The organism is Vibrio sinaloensis, from assembly GCF_000808535.1.
GTDB lineage: Bacteria > Pseudomonadota > Gammaproteobacteria > Enterobacterales > Vibrionaceae > Vibrio > Vibrio sinaloensis_D.
Map to the genome: position 1 here is coordinate 158,104 of NZ_JWLV01000012.1, position 22,372 is coordinate 180,475.

Annotated in this window: 23 protein-coding genes; 7 read left to right on the top strand and 16 right to left on the bottom strand. The window is 45.4% G+C overall.

Annotation, left to right across the window (positions count from 1 at the left end):
* Nucleotides 1-13 precede the first annotated feature (13 nt).
* The 3 genes from RJ47_RS09495 to RJ47_RS09505 form a co-directional block, all read right to left on the bottom strand.
* Nucleotides 14-1,537, bottom strand: a complete 1,524-nt coding sequence (locus RJ47_RS09495; protein WP_039483461.1) for a diguanylate cyclase — start codon at nucleotides 1,535-1,537, stop codon at nucleotides 14-16.
* Nucleotides 1,538-1,633: 96 nt separating this feature from the next.
* Nucleotides 1,634-2,377, bottom strand: a complete 744-nt coding sequence (locus RJ47_RS09500) for a YggN family protein (protein WP_039476756.1) — start codon at nucleotides 2,375-2,377, stop codon at nucleotides 1,634-1,636.
* Between the two features lie 56 nt (nucleotides 2,378-2,433).
* Entirely contained in the window at nucleotides 2,434-2,928 is a 495-nt protein-coding gene (locus tag RJ47_RS09505; protein WP_231565945.1) for a GreA/GreB family elongation factor, read from the bottom strand.
* A 59-nt stretch (nucleotides 2,929-2,987) separates the two neighbouring features.
* Here RJ47_RS09505 and RJ47_RS09510 point away from each other — a divergent pair, with 59 nt between their 5' ends.
* Entirely contained in the window at nucleotides 2,988-4,919 is a 1,932-nt protein-coding gene (locus tag RJ47_RS09510) for a RecQ family ATP-dependent DNA helicase (protein ID WP_039483464.1), read from the top strand.
* A 5-nt stretch (nucleotides 4,920-4,924) separates the two neighbouring features.
* On the opposite strand, the gene dinB is transcribed toward RJ47_RS09510, so the two are convergent.
* On the bottom strand, nucleotides 4,925-5,992 hold the full coding sequence (dinB, locus tag RJ47_RS09515) for a DNA polymerase IV (RefSeq protein WP_039483467.1): 1,068 nt from the start codon (nucleotides 5,990-5,992) through the stop codon (nucleotides 4,925-4,927).
* A 157-nt stretch (nucleotides 5,993-6,149) separates the two neighbouring features.
* Between dinB and RJ47_RS09520 the strand changes: the two genes are divergently transcribed.
* Nucleotides 6,150-7,367, top strand: a complete 1,218-nt coding sequence (locus RJ47_RS09520; protein ID WP_039476630.1) for a diguanylate cyclase — start codon at nucleotides 6,150-6,152, stop codon at nucleotides 7,365-7,367.
* 64 nt (nucleotides 7,368-7,431) lie between these two features.
* On the opposite strand, the gene nqrM is transcribed toward RJ47_RS09520, so the two are convergent.
* The 9 genes from nqrM to RJ47_RS09565 form a co-directional block, all read right to left on the bottom strand.
* Complete coding sequence (gene nqrM, locus RJ47_RS09525) at nucleotides 7,432-7,665, bottom strand: (Na+)-NQR maturation NqrM (RefSeq protein WP_005473545.1); 234 nt, start codon at nucleotides 7,663-7,665, stop codon at nucleotides 7,432-7,434.
* A 21-nt stretch (nucleotides 7,666-7,686) separates the two neighbouring features.
* Nucleotides 7,687-8,691 (bottom strand): FAD:protein FMN transferase, encoded by a 1,005-nt coding sequence (locus RJ47_RS09530; RefSeq protein WP_038190756.1) that lies wholly within the window; start codon nucleotides 8,689-8,691, stop codon nucleotides 7,687-7,689.
* A 142-nt stretch (nucleotides 8,692-8,833) separates the two neighbouring features.
* A complete protein-coding gene (nqrF, locus tag RJ47_RS09535) occupies nucleotides 8,834-10,057 on the bottom strand; it encodes an NADH:ubiquinone reductase (Na(+)-transporting) subunit F (RefSeq protein ID WP_038215609.1) in 1,224 nt (407 codons plus the stop codon).
* Between the two features lie 33 nt (nucleotides 10,058-10,090).
* Complete coding sequence (gene nqrE / locus RJ47_RS09540; protein WP_005436652.1) at nucleotides 10,091-10,687, bottom strand: NADH:ubiquinone reductase (Na(+)-transporting) subunit E; 597 nt, start codon at nucleotides 10,685-10,687, stop codon at nucleotides 10,091-10,093.
* Nucleotides 10,688-10,694: 7 nt separating this feature from the next.
* Nucleotides 10,695-11,327, bottom strand: a complete 633-nt coding sequence (locus RJ47_RS09545; protein WP_005473461.1) for an NADH:ubiquinone reductase (Na(+)-transporting) subunit D — start codon at nucleotides 11,325-11,327, stop codon at nucleotides 10,695-10,697.
* Complete coding sequence (locus RJ47_RS09550) at nucleotides 11,327-12,097, bottom strand: Na(+)-translocating NADH-quinone reductase subunit C (RefSeq protein ID WP_039483470.1); 771 nt, start codon at nucleotides 12,095-12,097, stop codon at nucleotides 11,327-11,329. Before RJ47_RS09550 ends, RJ47_RS09545 begins: the two co-directional genes overlap by 1 nt.
* Entirely contained in the window at nucleotides 12,087-13,331 is a 1,245-nt protein-coding gene (locus RJ47_RS09555; RefSeq protein WP_005473496.1) for an NADH:ubiquinone reductase (Na(+)-transporting) subunit B, read from the bottom strand. Before RJ47_RS09555 ends, RJ47_RS09550 begins: the two co-directional genes overlap by 11 nt.
* 5 nt (nucleotides 13,332-13,336) lie before the next feature.
* Nucleotides 13,337-14,677, bottom strand: coding sequence for a Na(+)-translocating NADH-quinone reductase subunit A (locus RJ47_RS09560; protein WP_039483473.1), 1,341 nt, complete (start codon nucleotides 14,675-14,677; stop codon nucleotides 13,337-13,339).
* Between the two features lie 432 nt (nucleotides 14,678-15,109).
* Complete coding sequence (locus RJ47_RS09565) at nucleotides 15,110-15,418, bottom strand: BolA family protein (protein WP_038139605.1); 309 nt, start codon at nucleotides 15,416-15,418, stop codon at nucleotides 15,110-15,112.
* Nucleotides 15,419-15,556: 138 nt separating this feature from the next.
* On the opposite strand from RJ47_RS09565, the gene RJ47_RS09570 reads away from it, so the two are divergent.
* The 4 genes from RJ47_RS09570 (at nucleotide 15,557) to RJ47_RS09585 (ending at nucleotide 19,314) form a co-directional block, all read left to right on the top strand.
* Nucleotides 15,557-16,687: a methyltransferase gene (locus RJ47_RS09570; RefSeq protein WP_039483475.1), complete on the top strand. Its 1,131-nt coding sequence runs from the start codon at nucleotides 15,557-15,559 to the stop codon at nucleotides 16,685-16,687.
* 50 nt (nucleotides 16,688-16,737) lie between these two features.
* A complete protein-coding gene (locus RJ47_RS09575; protein WP_005473590.1) occupies nucleotides 16,738-17,307 on the top strand; it encodes a YajG family lipoprotein in 570 nt (189 codons plus the stop codon).
* Complete coding sequence (locus tag RJ47_RS09580) at nucleotides 17,307-17,852, top strand: peptidylprolyl isomerase (protein ID WP_038139609.1); 546 nt, start codon at nucleotides 17,307-17,309, stop codon at nucleotides 17,850-17,852. The genes RJ47_RS09575 and RJ47_RS09580 overlap by 1 nt, the downstream gene beginning before the upstream one ends.
* Nucleotides 17,853-17,922: 70 nt before the next feature.
* Entirely contained in the window at nucleotides 17,923-19,314 is a 1,392-nt protein-coding gene (locus tag RJ47_RS09585; protein WP_039483477.1) for an AmpG family muropeptide MFS transporter, read from the top strand.
* 51 nt (nucleotides 19,315-19,365) lie between these two features.
* Here the strand turns inward: RJ47_RS09585 and RJ47_RS09590 are convergent, their stop codons facing one another.
* Genes RJ47_RS09590 through RJ47_RS09600 form a run of 3 tightly spaced genes read right to left on the bottom strand, consistent with a single transcriptional unit; the run spans nucleotide 19,366 to nucleotide 21,250 of the window.
* Nucleotides 19,366-20,031, bottom strand: coding sequence for a ChrR family anti-sigma-E factor (locus tag RJ47_RS09590; RefSeq protein WP_039483479.1), 666 nt, complete (start codon nucleotides 20,029-20,031; stop codon nucleotides 19,366-19,368).
* Nucleotides 20,028-20,612, bottom strand: coding sequence for an RNA polymerase sigma factor (locus tag RJ47_RS09595; RefSeq protein WP_038139615.1), 585 nt, complete (start codon nucleotides 20,610-20,612; stop codon nucleotides 20,028-20,030). The genes RJ47_RS09590 and RJ47_RS09595 overlap by 4 nt, the downstream gene beginning before the upstream one ends.
* Nucleotides 20,613-20,650: 38 nt before the next feature.
* Nucleotides 20,651-21,250 carry an LON peptidase substrate-binding domain-containing protein gene (locus RJ47_RS09600; protein WP_039483481.1) on the bottom strand — a complete coding sequence of 200 codons (600 nt, stop codon included), beginning with the start codon at nucleotides 21,248-21,250 and terminating at the stop codon, nucleotides 20,651-20,653.
* A gap of 344 nt (nucleotides 21,251-21,594) precedes the next feature.
* Here RJ47_RS09600 and RJ47_RS09605 point away from each other — a divergent pair, with 344 nt between their 5' ends.
* Entirely contained in the window at nucleotides 21,595-22,353 is a 759-nt protein-coding gene (locus RJ47_RS09605; protein ID WP_039483484.1) for an outer membrane protein OmpK, read from the top strand.
* The last annotated feature ends 19 nt before the right edge of the window (nucleotides 22,354-22,372 follow it).

A 22,372-nucleotide genomic window follows, 5' to 3' on the forward strand; every position in this document is an offset into this window, starting at 1 on the left:
GATGACACAGAACTTAACGCTCAGAGGAATGGATCACTACTTGGTTACGTCCAGCATCTTTTGCTTCATAGAGCGCGCGATCCGCCACCAGAAACAGATCTTGTAAGTCACCTAAGGGCTGTAAACCGCAGTCGGCCACGCCAATGGAAGCCGTCAGGTGGGCGGCAATCGGTGAATAGTGGTGACGAATCTTCAGTGTTTCTACTGCAGCTCTGAGCCACTCAGCTTCTTGCCGGTTATTGAGCGGTGAGTCATTGCTCAAGACCACACAAAACTCTTCGCCACCAAAGCGAGCAACAAACTTCGAGCTTTCGGTCGGTGCCTCTTTGAGTGCAGTGGCGACTTGCTGAAGAACATTGTCACCTTCAACGTGTCCATAGTGATCATTGAACGGTTTAAAGTAATCAATATCGATGAGAAGCAAGCTAGTGTGCTTCGGCTGTTTTTCGACTAACGTTTGCCAATGCTGCTGGAGACTGCGCCGATTGCCGACTTTGGTTAACGCGTCATGATGAGCGATCCATTCAAGTTCTTGCTGCTTGCTTTCGAGCTGGCTGATAACTTCATTGACTCGGTAGACAAAATCACGCATTTCATAAGAAATAAACGTATCTTGTTGCGTCAGTTGCGAGGACTCGCCACTCATCAATTGGTCCAACGCGCGACGAGCCCGTTTGATTGGACGAACCATAATGTGCACCACACTCAAGTTAAACGCGAACATAAACACAGCAAAAGCCAACACGGCCGAAAGCTCTCCCCAGGTGATAAAAGGGGGCAATTTTACTGAGTGATGAATTTCAAGAAACACCGTCTCATCATTTCTATAATCATTCTTCTCAATGATGGAGATGTTATCCTGAGCATGATCCAAAATTGTGTCGTCATCTCGCTTCGTTTTAATATCAACTTGAAGCCCTGTGGCTTGTTGCAATGTACGACTGAAAGTCTCTCCCACAGGTTTGAGTATCATCATGTAGCCTTTGTCGCAGTCGATACCATCGCTATTACACACTCGCGAGGTTGCTAACAAATGTGGCTGTTCGTTAAGAACGAGAAATCGAACAAACGGCGTAATTCTATCCGTGCGAGAGCGCAGGCTATCGGCTAAGAGCGCACCAAATTTATAGCGAATCTCATCATAGGAAAGTTCTTGCTTGTAGATGTAATCGTACATCCTTCCCCACATCAGGCTCACATCGGCATCAAAAATAAACACACCGTTTATCTGCAGTGCCGAAAACGAATGTTCGTTGATGCTATCGACCAGCAAATCGTCGTTGTTACCCTCGATAAAATCGACGACTTCATCCCATGCAGCGTAATCTGAAATGCTTTTGGCTAAATCATTTTTTTGTAGGTGTATGAGGGTCTTAACCCGACGAACTTCCTCATTTTGCCGCTCAATAGCCAGCTCAACCGCGGTATCGTAGGTCCAAAAATATCGGAACGTTAAATAGAAAAGTACAAAGGTCACCGCCATCATGACAGAGGCGATAACCGTAAGTTGTTTGATCGAGAAATTAGATATCTGCACGAAACGCTTGATACACAGCTCCTAAATGAGCGGGGATTAAATACAATCCATACGAGATTGTCTACAAAAAGAGCACCCTATCGGTGCTCTTAAAGTTTAGATGGTAAAGACCTTATAGTCTTTAAGTTGAGGTATTTTTTGATGCAGTTGCTGTTCTTGTTCGGCAATTTCACCGAGCGAATCACAAAAATCCTCGCTTTGCTGTTCAACCTGAGACTGGTGCTCAGCGATTCGACTCGCGATGCGCTCTTTCAACTCTGCCATCGAGTTGGCCATTTCTGTCAAATTGAGACCGCCTTCCGCTTTCATTTTTTCAGACATCGCCCCGAATGCACTCGTAATAAACTCTTGATTAAAAAGGGCCATCGCTTTATCTAAATCATCATTCCAAGTCTTAGCTAACGAGTCAAAGCTCTCAGCAGGGAGAATCAGATCGCCATTTTGGTAGTAGCGAGCTTCAATGTCAGCGTAGAACTGTTTCATGGATTGTTTAACGCCATCAAAAGCTTCTGGCGCATCAAAACTCTCTGCAACATCATCCACTATATCGTTCGCCAACGCTAAGCCATCTTGCGCAATTTGTTTAGCGCGCGGTAAGTACTCATTGAGGCTCTCACGATAGTTGCTCACCGCCTTTTTTTGCTCCGAATTCAAGGTGATGGTTTCCCCCTGAATGATCAGGTTGTTCTGCTTATCTAGAACGGCAGCCTCTCCGCTTGCTTGATGAATCTCGAGTTTGTCCCCACTCAAGTGAATTTCATTCTTGATATCGACTTGGCATTGAGCCGCATAAACGTGGCTAGATAAAAGCAATGGAAGCGTCAGTAATACCTTTTTCATACTCTTCTCACTATGTTGATTCAGCGTTACCATAGCAAAACTCAATACCTATTTTGTCAGCTTATGGTTTCTATTTCGTAACTAAACGTCGTGGACGACACTTGGTATTCCAACTCATCGCCCACAGACTTCCCCTTCAACGCCAGCCCAAGTGGAGATTGAAAAGTCACCAACAGCACTTCAGTACCATCAAGTTCAACTTTCAAACCACCTGCACAAGGAGCGACAAAAAAATATTGAGTTCGATCGCTCATATCAACGACCGCGACCAAGCTCCCTAGCACAACGTGTTGTGGCGATTCTGGCAATTCGAGTTCTCGGAACATTCGAATTTCCCGTTCGCACTCCTGCACACGAACCGCTTGACCATGGGCTAGGTACGAGGCCTCGAGCGCCAAAGTATCATATTTATGCTCCGGTACGGTCTCTTCATCGGTTGCGGATTCCACAGCCCTTTGCATCGAACTCTGGGCAACTCGCCACTTTTGCTCAAGTGAATCGAGGATAGTCTGCCTTAGATCCAACTTATTCATACTAAAATCATGTTCCATTATCGCGATTCCTCCTAGAATAGTGTGCATTGCAACGGAAAGATACTGGCAAAGGCGCTATGGAACCTTCAAACCATCAACTGGATATTCAACACACCCTGAATCGCATTTTCGGCTTCGAGTCACTCAGGTTGGGGCAACAACAAGTGATCGAACATGTCCTACAACGTCGCTCTTCAGCCGCCATCTTTCCAACAGGGTCAGGAAAATCTCTCTGCTATCAACTGCCCGCGGTGATGTTGCCGCACTTAACCTTGGTTGTGTCTCCACTTCTTGCGTTAATGAAAGACCAACTCGAATTTCTCAAAAGCAAGCAGATACCCGCTGCATCCATTGATTCCAGCCAAACAAAAGAGGAATCTCGACAGGTAATAGATGGCGTGAAGCAAGGGCACATAAAGGTATTGATGATTTCAGTAGAACGACTTAAAAACGAGCGTTTTCGCCAATTTATCTCACAGGTTCCCATCTCATTATTGGTGGTTGATGAAGCCCACTGTATCTCTGAGTGGGGACATAACTTTCGCCCTGACTACCTCAAGCTGCCGCTATACCAGAAAGAGCTCAACATTGAGCAAGTGCTACTTTTAACCGCCACGGCAACACAGGCTGTTATTCAAGATATGCAGCAAAAGTTTTCCATCGAACCAAACCATATCGTGACCACTGGATTCTACCGCCCCAACCTCGATATTTCGGTCACACCTTGTGATGATGACCAAAAGCCCGAAACACTGGTCAAGCTGCTTCAATCCAATTCAAAAGCGCCAACCATCGTTTATGTCACTCTACAAAGTGCCGCTGAACAAGTAGCAACACTACTTCGTGATAGTGGTATCAATGCGAATGCCTATCACGCCGGTATGAACAATGACGATCGAGAGCAGATTCAAAGCCACTTTATGAAAGGTGACATAGACTGCATTGTCGCGACGATTGCATTTGGCATGGGCGTCGACAAATCCGACATCCGTCGAGTCATCCACTACGACTTACCAAAATCTATTGAAAATTATGCTCAAGAAATCGGTCGAGCAGGCAGAGACGGCAACCTCTCTCATTGTGTTTTACTCGGCAACCAAAATGGCATCAGTACGCTTGAAAACTTTATCTATGGCGATACCCCGGAACCCGATGAAATCCAGAGCCTCATTGAACAAGCGCAACAATCCGTCCCTCAATGGGAGATCGTGCTGAGCCGTCTATCTTCTGATTGTAATATCCGCCAACTGCCGTTAAAAACCCTTCTGGTCTATTTGGAAATGGAAGGGGTGATACGTTCTAAATACAGTTATTTTGCCGATTATCGATTTAAGTTCTTGCTGGACAAGCAACGCATTATTGACCACTTTGATCCTGAACGTCGCCAATTCATTCAAGCACTGTTTAATTGCTCTCCCCAAGCCAGAACTTGGTGTCAGGTAGACTTTGATACGCTGTGGCATCAATTTCAAGGCGATCGCGCCCGCGCTATCGCGGCGCTCGATTACTTTAATGAGAAGGGGTGGATTGAGCTTGAAAGTAAGTTAATGACTGAGGTTTACCATGTCGAAAAAGTGCCTAATATTAGCGCTGTGGTATCAAAACTAGCAACTCTATTCCATGAAAAGGAAAGCAGCGATATTGCGCGCATTCACCACTTAATCGAGTTTTTCCAATCGGATCAGTGCCTAAGCTCAAGGCTGGCAAACTATTTTGGAGACAAAGCCGCCCCAACACAGTGTGGGCATTGCAGCGTTTGTCGAGGCGAGATCACCGTATTGCCCAAATGCCCTCAACCAGACTCTAACAAGCACTTAATTGACGGCTGGCTTACTCAGTTGGAAGAGAAAGCGAGGAGGCCACTCACGTCACAGCTGAAAACGAAATTTCTATGTGGAATTGCCACTCCATTTTTTACCAAGATTAAAGCGCGTACGCTTCCTGGATTTGGGCAATATGAGACCACCCCATTTAAAGAGGTTAAACAGTGGGTTGAACAAACTCGGTAAACCAACTAGAAGAAACTTAATTGCTTGGTTTGCAGCTCTGGCTTGAGCATGACACTCAAGCCTAACAATCGAATTTCTCGACCGTTTTGGCGCTTGAGGATATCTTGTAGCAGTTGCTTAAAATGGTCGAGATCGAGCTCTGAATGAATGTGTTCAATCGTGGTTAATTGGAAATCGGCAAACTTCAGCTTGATGCCTTGCTTAATGATGGCTTTATTTGGTGAAGCTTTTATCAAGCGCTTTTCGAGTTCGGGGAACAATCGCTCCTCAATCACATGCCAACATTGATCGTAACTCGAAATGTTTTCAGAAAATGTTCTCTCTACGCCAACCGATTTTCGCTCACGTTCAACAATGACTTCACGGTTATCGATACCATGGCTTTTTTTCCACAACGACGCACCCAAACGCCCAAAGCGAAGCAATAACTCCCTATAATCACTCTCCTTGATGTCCTTGCCCACAAAGTAGCCCGCTTGATGCAGTTTCTCCAAACTCACCTTGCCCACACCCGGAATTTTCTCAAGTGGCAACTTATCGACTTCTTCTTGGACTCGTTCAGGTGTGATGACATATTGCCCATTGGGCTTATTCATATCCGATGCGACTTTGGCCAGAAACTTCACGGGCGCGATGCCTGCCGACGCCGTCAATTGAAGCTCTTCAAAAATGTCTCGCCGAATAGCCTCTGCGATCAGGGTAGCACTACCGCGACATTGCTTTGAGTGAGTGACATCCAGAAATGCTTCATCCAGAGACAAAGGCTCGATAAGAGAAGTGTAACGAGAAAATATCTCTCGAATGTGCTGAGATACTTGTTTATAGACTTGCATGCGCCCCGGAACAACCAGCAAGTGGGGGCATAGTTGCAGCGCTCTCGCTGTGGGCATAGCGCTGCGAATACCGAATTTTCTCGCCTCGTAATTGCACGTGCTCAATACCCCCCTCTGCTTTTCATGACCACCGACAGCAAGAGGGCGCCCTCGATAACTGGGGTTGTCACGCATTTCAACTGCGGCATAAAAGCAATCCATGTCCACATGGATGATTTTTCTGATCGTTTCTTCGCTCATACACTCGCACCAAAAGCTGTATATAAAAACAGTATAAACCTTTCTCCCCCTGTCGCCAATAGCGTGGTGAAAAGCCAATTTTTGTACTGTGCTTATAGAAGTATCAGAATATCCAGTTATTATTAGGAAACAGAATCTTGAGATAGGGAGTCACCGTTTGGGCAACAAAGTATTGGTGGTCGAGGATAGTCGAGCTTACCGAAATTATCTTGTTCAACAGCTGGAGTCGTTAGGTTGTCACGTCATAGGGTGTGAGACTTATCAAGAGACGCAACAAGCGTTAGACACTCATGGTGAGTTCCATTTTGCGGTGCTCGATTATTGCTTGCCCGATGCTCAAGATGGGGAGGTCATCGATCTTGTTCTAGAGCACCAGCAAAAAGTGATTGTTCTTACCGGGACTTTTAACGAGCAAACCCGCGATTATTTCCTTGCAAAGGGCGTTGTTGACTACATCCTTAAAGACAGTATGGCTTCGGTGTCTTACTTACTTCCGTTGGCTAAGCGTCTGATCAACAACGTCAACCATCATGCTTTGGTCGTGGATGACTCTCAAACTGTACGTCGCCACGTCAGCCAACTTCTCGAGCATCAGTACATTCGAACGACCCAAGCCGTCAATGGCAGCGACGCTCTGCACAAGCTAGCGGAAAACAGTGACATCACTTTCATCATTACTGACCATGATATGCCTAGCAAAGATGGCATCACCATGACTCGTGAGATTCGCCAACAGTATGATAAAAACAGTCTTGCGATTCTGGGAGTCTCTGGAAGTGATGACAGTACGATGACGGCTCGATTTCTTAAAGCGGGTGCCAATGATTACCTGAATAAACCGTTTAATCATGAAGAGTTTTACTGCCGCGTTCACCAGTTACTGGATATGAAAGAAGCCACAGATAATCTCTACCGCATGGCAAACCAAGATGCTTTAACTGGGCTTTGGAATCGCCGTTTCTTATTCAATCAGGTTTGTTCAGGGTGTGAGAAGCGCAGTATCGCAATGTTGGATATTGATCATTTCAAGAAGGTCAATGACACCTATGGTCACGATGGTGGGGATGCCGCGCTCGTCACTGTCGCCAATATCTTAAAAATCTACTTCCCTGACGATGTCGTTGCTCGTTTTGGTGGTGAAGAGTTTTGCATTCAATCATGTTCGGATAATAAAGAGTTCATTGCTCGGCTAGAGCAGATGCGTCAACGACTCCAAAAGACGCCAATCAAGCACAACCAACAAGAAATCAAGGTGACCATAAGTATCGGTGTCTGCTCACTTGAAGCCTCGTTGAACGAGCAGATTAAAATCGCCGATGACCGCCTCTACGTCGCGAAGGAAAGAGGGCGTAATCAGATTGTCGCGACCGGCTGACTGTGCGTTTAGCCCACTATGACGTAGAGACAAAAACGCCCAAGTTAAACTTGGGCGTTTTTCGTTAAGCAATACGGTCTTTTTCCCACGCCGCCAGCTTTTCTTGACGGGCTGCTTCACGAGCTTCGCGCTTTTTACGCGCATCACACGGCTCTGGGCAGTTGCAGACTTTTTCGATACCAACTGCACCTAAGCCACCACAGCTCCCTTTTACAACTTTTTTTTGGATAATATAGCCAATTGACATTGCGCCAATCACGGCCATAAACACACCAAAGGTAATTAGAAATGTATTCATACTGACATGCTCACTTAGGTCTTATTTGTTCATGTACGGTTTATAGGCGGATGAAGCTAACTCTTTAAATCCGTCATCAGTTTTCACAATCATAAATACGGCGATATTGTTTTCTTCGGCAACTTTCATGCCTTGCTCTTCACCAAGCACCATCAGCCCTGTTGCTAGGCCATCGGCTGTCATCGATGATTTATCGAGCACCGTAACCGATACCACTTTGTGGTTGATAGGCTTGCCTGTTGCTGGGTTAATAATGTGCGAATAACGAACTCCATCTCGCTCAAAATAGTTGCGGTAATCGCCTGATGTCGCGATGGCCATGTCACCCGGCTCAATGATCTCTTGAATAGCGCGCTCTTCCACCGAAGGTTTCTCTATCGCAATTCGCCAAGCGACCCCTTCACGGTTTAGCCCTTTGAGACGCATCTCACCACCGACTTCAACCATGTAGTTTAGGATACCTTGAGATTGAATGTAATCTGCAACCACATCCACGCCCCACCCTTTTGCTATCGTAGACAAGTCCACATACAGATTTGGAATCGATTTTTGAAGAGTGTTGCCTACTACAGAAAGGTGCTCTATGCCCGTCATCGCTTTACGCTGCGCGAGCTCTTCATCTGTAGGTACGACCTCTGGACGAGCTTCAGGGCCAAATCCCCATAAGTTCACCAATGGTCCAACTGTCACATCTAATGCACCTTGAGTAAGACCGTTTAAACGGATTGCTTCTTTCACTACCGTCGCGGTTTGCGGCGAAACTTCGAAGGCATCCGCGGATTGACTCTGGTTGAAGCGACTCAGCTCCGAGTCTTTACGATAGGTCGACATTTGATCGTTCACTTCTTCCAGTAAACGATCGACTTCTTTTTGTAATACCTCTGGTGAAGGAACGCCATCAGCAGAAATATACTTAATATTGTAAGTCGTGCCCATCGTTGGGCCAGTTAGGTGTACCTGTTCAGCCGGCTTTTCACAACCCGCTAAAACCAATAGAGAAGCAAATGCAACAAGCCACTTTTTCACTTGTTAACTCCTATTGTCGTTTATTAAATGGATAGAGGGAATGAGACTGAAGCCAATCAACCTTGCCTCTATCAATTCGGAAAACCGAAAAAGAAATGGCTGACTCAATCGAGCCAGCCATAGATTCAATCACTTAGGTAGATTAACCACCGAAGTCATCCAGTAGGATGTTTTCATCCTCTACACCTAGATCTTTCAGCATGCCGATAACAGCAGCGTTCATCATCGGTGGACCACACATGTAGTACTCACAATCTTCAGGCGCTTCATGGTCCTTCAGGTAGTTTTCGTACAGTACGTTGTGGATGAAGCCTGTGTAACCATCCCAGTTATCTTCTGGCATAGGGTCAGACAGTGCACAGTGCCATACGAAGTTGTCGTTTTCAGCTGCTAGGCCATCGAAATCTTCTACATAGAACATTTCGCGCTTCGAACGCGCACCGTACCAGAAAGACATCTTACGCTTAGACTTCAGACGCTTAAGTTGGTCGAAGATATGCGAACGCATTGGCGCCATACCCGCACCACCACCAACGAAGACCATCTCGTTGTCTGTGTCTTTCGCGAAGAACTCACCAAATGGACCAGAAATAGTACACTTGTCGCCTTCTTTAAGAGACCAGATAAACGAAGACATGATACCAGGTGGTACATCAGGATTATTAGGCGGCGGCGTAGCGATACGCACGTTCAGCATAATAATACCTTCTTCTTCTGGGTAGTTAGCCATTGAGTAAGCACGGATCGTTTCTTCGTTTACCTTAGACTCGTAACGGAACAAGTTAAATTTGTCCCAATCTTCACGGTACTCTTCAGGTACATCGAAGTCAGCGTACTTAACGTGGTGAGCTGGTGCTTCAATCTGGATGTAACCACCAGCACGGAAAGGTACTGATTCGCCATCTGGAATTTGTAGCTTAAGCTCTTTGATGAATGTCGCTTTGTTATCGTTAGAGATAACTGTACATTCCCACTTCTTAACGCCGAAGATCTCTTCAGGAAGTTCGATGTCCATGTCAGTTTTCATTGCAACCTGACACGCTAGACGCTCACCTTCACGCGCTTCACCTTTAGTAATATGGTCAAGCTCGGTCGGTAGGATGTCACCACCACCTGATTTAACTTTTACGCGACACTGACCACATGAGCCACCGCCACCACAAGCAGAAGAAACGAATACGCCAGCACCAGCTAGAGCACCCAGAAGCTTACCGCCCGGTTGTGTAACGATAGCAAGCGAGTCGTCACCGTTCACAGAAATTGTAATGTCACCTGTTGGTACAAGCTTAGACTTAGCGAAAAGAATCACTAGTACTAGCGCAAGTACGATCAGAGTAAACATCACTACACCAAGAATAATGTCCATTGACTATTCCTTAATTGTTGCGGTTTACCCGACTTACAGTTGAACACCAGAGAAAGACATAAAGCCTAACGCCATAAGACCTACAGTGATGAACGTGATACCAAGACCACGTAGACCTGGAGGTACGTCAGAGTACTTCATCTTCTCACGGATACCTGCAAGAGCGACGATAGCTAGCATCCAGCCCACACCAGAACCGAAACCGTAAACAACAGATTCAGCAAAGTTGTAGTCACGCTGTACCATGAAAGATACACCACCGAAGATTGCACAGTTTACTGTGATCAGCGGTAGGAAGATGCCTAGTGCGTTGTACAGAGGTGGGAAGAAGCGGTCTAGAACCATTTCTAGAATCTGTACAAGTGCCGCGATTACACCGATAAAGGTGATGAAGTTTAGGAAGCTAAGATCAACACCTTCAACTAAAGCGTTCTCTTTTAGTACTAGGTTGTAAACTAGGTTGTTTACTGGAACAGCGATGGTTAGTACCACAACTACTGCTACACCTAGACCAAATGAAGTCTTAACTTTCTTAGATACTGCAAGGAAAGTACACATACCCAAGAAGAAAGACAGAGCCATGTTTTCGATGAAAATCGATTTAACTAATAAGCTAATGTAATGTTCCATGACGTCCTTACTCCTTCGCTTCTACTTGTTCTGGTTTCAGAATACGGATTGCCCAGATTAGGAAGCCGATTAGGAAGAATGCAGACGGTGCTAGTAGCATCAGACCGTTTGGCTGGTACCAACCACCGTTGCTCACTAGAGGAAGTACTTCCATGCCGAACAGTTTGCCTGAGCCAAACAGTTCACGGAAGAAACCAACAGTGATAAGAACGAAACCGTAACCAAGACCGTTACCAATACCGTCGATTAGAGATGGTAGTGGCGCAGACTTCATTGCGAATGCTTCAGCACGACCCATTACGATACAGTTCGTGATGATCAGACCTACGAATACAGATAGCTGCTTAGAGATATCGTATAGGTAAGCTTTTAGCACTTGGTCTACCACGATTACTAGAGATGCGATGATCGCCATCTGGACGATGATACGCACACTGTTAGGAATGTGGTTACGGATTAGAGATACACAGAAGTTAGACAGCGCAGTTACGAAGATAACCGCTAGAGTCATAACGAATGCAGTCTCTAGTTTGGTAGTTACTGCAAGAGCAGAACATACACCTAGAACCTGTAGCGCGATTGGGTTGTTATCCAATACTGGCGCTAAGATGCTCTTTTTAATGTTTTGTGCGCTAGACATTAGTTCAGACCTCCGTCACGAACTTTTGCTAGGAATGGACCAAAGCCCATATCGCCTAACCAGAAATCAAATGTGCCTTGAACACCGTTACCAGTTAGTGTTGCACCAGAAAGACCGTCGATACCATGCTCAGAACCTTGCGGAGCGCCACCTTTAACAATCTTGATTGCAGGCTTGTGGTTTTCATCGAACAGTTTCTTGCCAACCCACTGAGCACGCCATGTTGGGTTCTCAACTTCACCACCAAGTCCAGGAGTTTCACCCTGCTCGTAGTAAGTGATACCAGACACAGTGTTACCGTCAGTTTCAACTGCAACGAAAGCGTACATCATTGACCATAGACCAGTACCGTGTACAGGAAGGATGATCTTTGATACGTCATCGCCTTGTTTAACTAGGTATACAACACCAGTGTTTGCACGACGTAGGATCTTCGCTTTATCTTCTTCAGCCGTTAGCTTGATAGATTCAGCAGGATCTTTAGCAGCTTTACGTTGGTCGTAAGTTGCTGCATCACCGTCAAGGAAGTCACCTGTGTTGAAGTCAACTAGACGTGGTTCAATGTACTGGGCAAATAGCTCAGGTACTTTTTTACCTTCAGCGTCAATGCCAGCTACTTCAACGATCTTAGTTTGCTTATCTAGTACAGCGTTAGCTTTTTGCTTATCGCGTAGACCCACGGCTGCTGTTGAAACGATGATTGAACAAACAAGGCTCAACCCGATAACAACACCCAGCGTCTTTTTAATGCTGTCGTTATTACTTGCCATAGCGTGCTTGTCTCCGCTTGATGTTCTTCTCGATAACTACATGGTCGAACAGAGGTGCAAACAGGTTCGCGAATAGAATCGCCAGCATCATACCTTCTGGGTATGCTGGGTTAACTACACGAATCAGTACACACATCACGCCAATTAGCGCGCCATACCACCACTTACCTTTGTTAGTAAATGAAGCGGATACAGGATCTGTTGCCATAAAGAACATACCGAATGCAAAGCCACCAAGAACTAGGTGCCAGTGCCATGGCATGTTGAACATTGGGTTAGTATCAGAGCCGATTACGTTAAACAGCGTTGCTGTTGCAATCATACCGATCATCACACCTGCAATGATGCGCCAAGAAGCGATTCGCATGTAAACGATCATCGCGGCGCCAATCATAAGTGCAAGTGTTGATACTTCACCAATAGAGCCAGGAATGTTACCGATGAATGCGTCCATCCAAGTGATTGGAGCGCCAGTTACTGTATTCACTAGTGCACCGTTACCACCTTGTGCCCATTGGCTAAGCGCCGTTGCACCAGAGAAGCCGTCAGCTGCAGTCCAAACTACGTCACCCGAGATTTGCGCTGGGTAAGCAAAGAATAGGAAAGCACGGCCAGCAAGTGCTGGGTTAAGGAAGTTACGACCAGTACCACCGAAGATCTCTTTAGCAACAACAACACCGAAGGTAATACCTAGCGCTGCTTGCCATAGAGGTAGCGTTGGTGGAACGATCAGTGCAAACAGGATAGAAGTAACAAAGAAACCTTCGTTAACTTCGTGCTTACGCACCATACAGAACAACACTTCCCAGAAACCACCGACGATAAATACCGTTGCGTAGATAGGTAGGAAGTAAGTCGCACCTAATAGCATTTTACTGCCAATGCCGGCTTCTGCACCTAACGTGCCGCCCAGCATTTCGGTTAACCAGTAATGCCAGTTACCTGCAACTACAGCTGCAAGTTGCTCACCAGCATACATGTGGTTAAGCGCTGCGATAGCTTGGCCACCCGCGTTGTACATGCCCCAGAACATCGCTGGGAACACCGCGAACCAAACCATGATCATGATACGTTTTAGGTCAACGCTATCACGAACGTGTGAGCTCTTCTTTGTAATTAGACCAGGTGTGTAGAAAACTGTCGCGACAGCTTCGTACAGAGCAAACCATTTTTCATGTTTGCCGCCTGGCTCAAAGTGATGCTCGATGTCTTCAAGAAACTTTTTAAGAGCCATGAAAATTACCCTTCCTTCTCGATTTTATCTAGGCATTCACGAAGTAGTTCACCGTACTCGTACTTACCAGGACAAACAAAGGTACACAATGCTACGTCTTCTTCATCTAGCTCTAGTACACCTAGTGCCGCTGCACTGTCAGTATCGCCAGCACATAGATCGCGAAGGAGCAAAGTAGGTTCCATATCTAGTGGCATTACGCGCTCGTAATTGCCGATTGGAACCATAGAACGATCACTACCATTAGTCGTTGTTGTCATGTTGAACAACTGACCTTTAAAGATGTGACCAAGGAATGAGCGAGTTACCGAGAACTTGTTCTTACCAGGCATTGCCCAGCCAAACAGTTCCTTCTCACGGCCTTCACGCAATACAGAAATCTGTACGTGGTAACGACCAAGGTAAGCGTGAGGACCAGTTGCATGAGTACCAGTTAGTACTGAACCAGAAATCACACGAACTTCACCAGGCATCAACTCGTTGTCCGTGATGTCTTCTAGGCTAGCACCTATAGTCGTACGAACAAGACGAGGATTGTTCACTACTGGACCAGCCAGAGAAACAACGCGATCAGTGTAAAGTTCGCCAGTTAGGAACAACTGACCAAACGCAATAACGTCTTGGTAGTTGATGCTCCACGCCACATTTTCTGCATTTACTGGGTATAGGAAATGCATGTGGGTGCCAGCAAGACCTGCTGGGTGAGGGCCATCAAATACATGCTCTTCAACGTTGGATTGAGAAGAACGAGGAAGACTTTCGCCTGATTTACATACGTAAACCTTGCCATCAGTCAGAGTTGAAAGCACATCTAAACCGGCAACGAACGCTTCTTGTTGTTCATTGATGATCAACTCAGGCTGTGCCGCTAGTGGATTAGTATCCATAGCAGTTACGAAGATAGCCTGTGTAGAAGACTCAATTGATGGAACCTTGCTGAACGGACGAGTACGTAAAGCAGTCCAAAGACCTGAATCAACTAACTGAGTTTTCACCGCTTCACGGTCAAGACTTGCTAGTTGGCCAGCTTCAAACTTATCGAACGTTACCTGCTCTTCGCCTGCCACTTCAATCACAACAGATTGAAGGACACGCTTAGCGCCACGGTTAATTTCGATCACTTTACCAGCTGCTGGTGAAGTAAATTTGACCCCAGGATTCTTCTTGTCTTCAAAAAGAACTTGAGCTTTCTTTACTTCATCGCCTACGCGGACATGCATAGTAGGACGCATGCCGACGTACTCTTCGCCAAGCAAGGCGACTTTTTTGATGGTCTTACCATCATTAATCACCTGGGTAGGAGTTCCTGCGATAGGCAGGTCCAAACCCTTCTTTATTGTAATCATACGCACTTGCACTACTTTTATCGGGAAAAAGATTCTTTGATTGCGTAACTTTTAGACACGACACTAGTGTCCGGTTTTGGCATCGTTTCAAACACCAAAATCGCAACATCCTATTAAAAACCTCGCTACAAGAAAACGGCGAGATTTATCAGGTGCGATAGTCTAGCATCTTTTGGGAAGTTGATGCCATGACCAATGCAGGTAATAAGGTAGATATTTCGAAGGATTTGAGTTTAAAAGGCTAAGGAATAGTCATAACTTTGAGCCATCGCACAAACCCCAATATCCACAAACTGAGCAATGTTTCTATCCATTCATATCGTGAAACATTCTGAATTAAAACTAATCGGGCAGTTTATTTGTTTATACATTGTTAACACATGTACGCTGAACAGCCACTAAAAAGGCAGCTCTCGCTGCCCTTCTATCTCTCTACTTTGAACCACCTAAGCACATTGGGCTATCAGGTGCTAAACCGTTCTGTTCTTTCCATTCAGAGCTTGTGTAAGTATGAATCGAAAGAGCATGGATATGATTGGCTAACTCATCTGCGAGCACTTGATTGACAAGTCGATGACGGCCGATCAATCGAACGCCTTCAAATTTCTCACTCACGATGATCACTTTGAAGTGACTTTCTGAACCTGGAGCAACATTGTGCATGTAGCTTTCATTAATAACTTTAAGGTACTCAGGCTCAAATTCTGTATGCAGTTTGGTTTCAATCACTTCTTCCAGCATTGTGTGTCACCATCTAATTATGAACAGTGTTAAAGAACAGATAATAATCGCACTCACCGTAAAGCAAAAGGTTTTAGTTTCCTGTTTGCTTAGCATCTGCGACAATTTAGCCACTGTTTATTAGCTAATTACTCAATTATGAAAACTGAGCTTACGTTACATCAGCGCACCCTTTCTCTCCATCGATTCCCTAAACGAAACAACGAAACCCTTCAAGCATGGGATGCTGGCGACGAATATCTCATCAATCATGTTGAAGAATTAGCTCTTGCTCATGACCAGAATGTATTGATTCTTAATGATCATTTTGGCGCATTAAGTTGTTGGTTCTCACAAAGACACCAGGTGACGATGATGAGTGACTCGTTCATTTCACATCAAGCAACGTTGGCCAATCTAGAACAAAATCAATGTAACCCAATCACGATGGCTTCAACGTTTGATCCGATTCCTAAAGATGTTGATCTTGTTTTGATGCAATTGCCAAAAAGCAATCGTCATCTCATCTGGCTGTTAACGCAATTAAGGCTCGCTCTACCAGCCGATGTGCCCGTTATTGCGGTTAACAAAGCCAAAGAGATCCATACCTCGACGTTAAAACTGTTCGAAAAATATTTGGGGGCGACGACAACTTCCCTCGCTTGGAAAAAACATCGCTTAGTCTTTGCCAACGCCAATTCACTAAAGGCTTTGGATGTTGAGCCATTTACCTCGTGGCAAGTCGAAGAACACGATATTCAGCTTGATAACTTACCAAACGTTTATTCCGGAGAGAGTCTCGATCTCGGCGCCCGTTTTATGTTGCCTAATCTACCGACAGGACTTGGCAACAAGCGAGTGATTGATCTCGGCTGTGGCAATGGGGTGTTATCCGTGAAGCTTGCGCAGCTCAATCCTGACATCACGCTGACCTGTGTTGACGAAAGCTTTATGGCAACACACTCGGCGCAGCGTAATCTAGACAAGAATGTTCCAAACGGAACAAATGCCAAATGTCTAACCAACAACTGTTTAGATGGATTTGAAGCCCACAGCGCCGATCTTGTCGTTTGCAATCCACCTTTTCATCAACAACAAGCCATTACCGATCATATCGCTTGGCAAATGTTCTGTGATGCAAAGCATGTTCTCAGTACTGGTGGGCAATTATTAGTTATCGGTAACCGTCACCTCGGCTACGATGGAAAGTTAGCAAGGCTGTTTGGTAAGTCGAACGTTAAGCAAGTTGCGGCAAACAAGAAATTTGTTATTTTACAAGCAACTAAATAGTTCACTATCCTAACTCTAGGATTATAGAGTTTCGAATAAAGGAAATTACAATGAGAAAACTGGTTTTAGCCGCATCAATGGCACTTCTCACTGCGTGCGCAGCTCCTCAACAAGAACAGATCAACTTTATGCCAAAAGCGGTATTGAGTAATGGTGATCTCGTTCAAGATGCGACATTTAGCTTGACCAGCAAGGATGTTCGCTCAGCACAATACGTCGCACTCGTTGACAGTGGCCGTTCTAACATTGAACCAATTCATTCAAAGCAGAACGTACGTATTTCGATCGAAAATGCCCTACTCGAACAGTTCCAGTCACAAGGGTTTAGAAACACAGTAACCAGCGAAAACAGCATTCAGATTGAAGTGCAAGAAGCGTTGGTATCGGTAAAACACACCATCATGGAAAACGAAATGGATGGTAAAGTGGTGATCGAAATTACTGCAGAAAACCCACAAGGCAAATTAGTTAAGACATACACGGGGACTGCGAAGCGTACTGGCGCGTTGAGTGCGTCTAACGAAGATATCGAAGTCGTTCTTTCAGATGTCGTCAACCTAGTGTTACAAGAAGTGGCGAATGATCGTGAGCTGCAAAACTACATGCAGGAGCGTTTCTAATGGGAAAATTTGCGATAGCCTCTTTAGCGCTTTTTACTAGCTTGGCGTTTGCTGGCCCTAAAGTCGAATTTGGTACCACAATGGGGTCGTTTACCATTGAACTGAACGAAGAACGTGCACCAATTACAGTAAAGAATTTTATTCGTTACGTTGAAGATGGCAGCTATGTCGGTACTCAATTCCACCGCGTTATCCCAGGCTTTATGGCTCAAGGTGGTGGTTTTGATAAAGAGATGAACATGGTACCAACGTACGCACCAATTAAAAACGAAGCGTCAAACGGTTTGAAGAACCAAGCGGCTACCGTTGCAATGGCTCGTACCAACGATCCAAATTCGGCCACTCGCCAATTCTTCATTAATTTCGTCGACAACAACTTCCTCGACTATGATCAACGCCCACCGGGTTACGCCGTATTTGGTAAAGTCACTGACGGGTTCAATATCATTCAAGACATGAGCCAAAAACGCACTCATTCGGTTGGACGTTATCGTGATGTACCTGTTGAACCTATCATCATCACCAGCGCAACTCTCATTCGTTAAGCTCTCACAAAAGATAGGCTCTCGATAGTCCTTGAGCCTATCCACTCTACATTCTTAAAAGGATTTGCGTATGTCTTCTGACTCCCCTTCCATGACTTGGCGAGAAACCATTCAAAGCTATATGGACAAGCGGCTACTTTGGGTGTTTATGCTCGGCTGTTCGAGTGGTTTCCCTTGGGTACTTATTGGTTCAAACATGTCAGGCTGGCTGAAAGATGCCGGATTAACTCGCGCTGCAATCGGCTACTTTGGCAGTGTGTTTGCCGTGTATGCCATTAACTTTCTTTGGGCTCCACTTGTCGACCGTGTCCGCTTACCTCTTTTACACTCCTTTTTAGGTCAACGTCGTAGCTGGATTTTCTTGTGTCAATCTATCGTTCTGATTTGCACACTCTTTATTGCTGGTGTCGATCCTTCTCAGAACTTGATGCTAACGTCGATGCTTGCACTTGGCATTGCAATCTCTTCTGCGACCCAAGATATTGCCATTGACGCTTTTCGTATTGATAGTTTCCCAAAATCTGAGCCTTCAAAATTGCCTCAAGCCTCTGCCATGGCGGTCGTTGGATGGTGGACAGGCTATTCGCTGCCAGGTTACATCGCCTTTATTAATGCAGATGCGATCGGTTGGAATGGTGTTTACTACGGCATGGCGGCCATTGTTGGTTTACTGATGATCTTTACGCTGCTAGTTGGCGAACCCAAGACCCATCGCGCGTCGCTGCAAGCGGAAGCTGAGAAACGTCATAGCCAAGTTGTTGGGAATAAAGTGCTTGCATGGATCACCGTAACGGTTGTCGAACCTTTCCTTGATTTCTTTAAGAGAAATGGTTTTCGTGTGGCTCTCACTCTGTTGTTGTTTGTTTTCCTATTCAAAATTGGTGAAGCATTCCTTGGTCGTATGTCGATCACCTTCTATAAAGAGATCGGTTTCTCCAACGAGCAAATCGGCTACTATTCGAAACTGATCGGCTGGGGTCTCACCATTCTATTCACGTTAATCGGCAGTATGGTCAACGTGAAGTTCGGAATTGTCCGTGGTTTGATGATTGGTGGTATCGCAATGGCATCAAGCAATCTCATGTTTGCTTGGATGGCGAAAGTTGGACCTAATGAACAGCTCTTCTTAGCGACCTTAGTCGTGGATAACTTTACCTCTGCATTTTCGACCGTGGCGTTTGTCTCCTTCCTGACAGTGGTAACAGGACAAGCCTTCTCAGCAACACAGTATGCCTTGCTTGCTTCACTCGGTAACTTTGGCCGAACAACTCTCGCCTCTTTCTCTGGTGAGTTGGTCGATTACCTCAATGATTGGTCAATGTTCTTTATCTTGACCGCGGTAATGGTCATTCCAAGTTTGTTAATGCTCTACTCGCTGCGACACTATTTCTCGGACATGTTGGATAAAGCACGCAAGCGTGACGCCGAAGAGCCGGCGCAAAGGGAAACAACCGAATCATAAACGTAAAAAAGGCTTGGATCTCCAAGCCTTTTTTTTGTTCGTAGCAAAGGATTACGGGTACATCCCCTTGCCAAACATGTTGAACAGACGCGCGACGCCTTGAGTGAATATCATTGGCTCGGTGAGCACAGCCAAGCACAAACAATCTTCCCCTGGTTTAGTAAATGGGCTGTGTTTGATGGAAGCATCCTTAACTAGATAGTCCCCCACTTCGTAGTGACCATCTTCATCACTAAAGCCCCCATGCAGTACTAGGGTAGACTCAATGCCTTTGTGCGTGTGTTGAGGGATTTGGACGTCTTCAGCAATGTACATCAAATTGACACGACATGAATCTGCGATCTCAATCGGCGCACTAAACACTTTACCGCCGTAGCTTTTCCAATCACCAATTTGGTCACTAAAACGTCCTAGAGCTCTTGGCAGCATAAACGTCTTGTTATTTACAGTGATCGGTTTTGCTTGCGGAGGCGCACGGAATGGTTCGCTGTTTTGCTCTAACGTCACAATTTGAGCGAACATGTCATCAAAGTTGTCTGGGGTTTGCTCAATCGAAGCGTGGCTCAGTGCTTCACCACACTTCTGCTCTGCAAGCGCAACTTTGCGTTTGCACTGCGGGCAAGACTCTAGGTGTATAGCGACGGTAAACGCCGTCACCTCGTCCAACGAACCTTCAACGTAGGCTTGTAAAATATCGCTTTGTGGGTGATAACTCATAACTTATCCGCCTCTATTGAAATTCGTAGTTTTTCGACAGCAAGTCTAAGTCGTGACTTTACTGTCCCCAAAGGTATATCAAGCATGTCCGCGACTTGCTGATGGGGCAAGTCTTCCAGGTAGACCGCTTGTACCACCTTTCTTTGTGCTTCAGGCAAAGTATCGAGGAACTTAACCACCTGCTCTTTCATCCTGTCAGCTTCGGGAGAGTAATGCTCTACCATATCAGGTGGGCAATAATCATTTGGCCAAATATCTTCTGAGTGGATATGCTGATCACGTCCTTTTTGTCTGCGTAACATATCAAAACAGAGATTCCTCGCTATGGTAAAAATCCATGTAGATAAAGAGCTTTTCTCACTGTTAAACAGAGCACTTTTCTGCCAGACCGTGGCGAGCGTTTCCTGCACCATCTCCATCGCGACTTGCTCATTACCGACGTGGCGATAAGTGAACTGCTTCAAGCGAGGAGAAAAGTGTTTAAAAACTAATGCGAACGCCTGCTTGTCTTGTTGTTTAACGCGCTCCATACACGAAGCCCAATCGGATTTCGAAAAGTTTTGCGTGTCCACGTTGCTCATTCGACTGTCCTTTGCACCCTTAAGATTCACTTTCTACGTTAAAGCCGAGTGTCGAGATCACTTTGCTCGTCATTTATTAACGCTCGGCTCAAGTACTCTATTGTTACCGTACAATCTAACTCTAATGCAAGGAGGTCAAATTGCTTATTTGACAAGGGGAGAATTTCTAACCAACGCTGGCTAACCCAACATTCATCATCAAAAAATTTCTGTTCGTACAGCTCATCTAATTGTTCAAACTGAGCATAAACTTGCTGCAGTTGCTGACTGAGCGATGCCCCCTGCTTCGAAAGCGGCATTAAAGGCCAGTTTGCCAACGGCTCTATCTTTGCAAAGCGCAGCCCATCGTGCTCTGTTCTCACTTTTCGTATCATGAAGCGATGAAGACCAGTGACAGTGATCCCCAACAAACCATCGTCCAGCTGCTCAAAGTCGACGATTTTGACCAAGGTTCCGACTACTGACAACTCACTGTTCTCTGCGCTCGCCTGCTTTTGGAACAAGCAGATACCAAACGTGCCATCGCCTTTCAACGCCTCAACGACCAACCGTTTGTACCTTGCTTCAAACACCCTTAAGCGCATTTTACCTTCGGGTAAAACTATAGAACTTAGCGGGAACAGCATTACTTCTTGCATCAACTTAATTCCTGTAAACATTTTAATTACAGGTACGCAACGTATTTAAGAAAGATCAGCGAAACAATCAATTGAACATGTGATAACCATCAAATAAAAGTGAAGCGTTTGCGTAATCGTTACCCCTAACATTTTTTATGCAACTAATATTTAGTTCCGTTACATGGCAACTTTTAACTTGTTAATGAGATCTAGATCGCTCGTTTTAGATTTTTTTACATGCGTTGCACATGGTTTTTGAGATTTTTGTCGATATTATGCAGCCCCATAAAGCACAACAAAGAGTGTGCACTTAAACAAATATCCAATGAATAATTGAATTAACAAACATAGAGAGTTCCACTATGCGTAAATCACTTCTAGCTCTTGGTGTTGTGGCAGCAGTATCAGCAGTACCAGCTCAAGCAGAGTATCTTTTCGGTTTTGGTAGCATGTATGCAGACTACCAAGTTTGGAATCACGGCATCGGTAACGATGATTCCAACTTCGGTCAAGAAATCTCAGAGCGTAACCAAGCTGTAATCGGTATCGAAGGCGGTGCGGTGTTCGATTGGGGTCAGATCTACGGCTTCTACGATTACGAAGGTGTGGATCGTGCTGGCGACGACCGCGGCGCTTCAACTAAAGGTACTATCCACTACAACCTAACTGAATCAGGCGTATCGCTTTACGCACAGGTATACAATACTGATAAAGATAAAGGCCCAGTGCTTCACGAACAAAACCGTGTTCTAGGTCTAGGTTACACTGGTCTTAAAGGTGATAACTGGGGCTTCACTCCATTCTTGGGTGCTCACCAGATCAACACAGAAGGCGGTATCAGCGGTAACAACGGTGGTATGCTAGGCTGGGTTGGTTACTACAATACTGACATCGCGGGTCAGAACTTTACCTTCTCTACTTGGGGTGAATATGAATTCGCTCGTAACGATGAGTATGCGGATATTCAGGGTGGCAATTACGGTCTTAACGGTAGCGTAAACGCAATGTGGAACTTCCACAAAGATTGGTCTGCCGGCGTTCTTTACCGCTACACAGTGAACAAGCTAGCTCGCGAAGGTTACGAAGATCTAGTAATTTACCGCGTTCAATACAACTTCTAAGACGAGAAGTGACAAGATT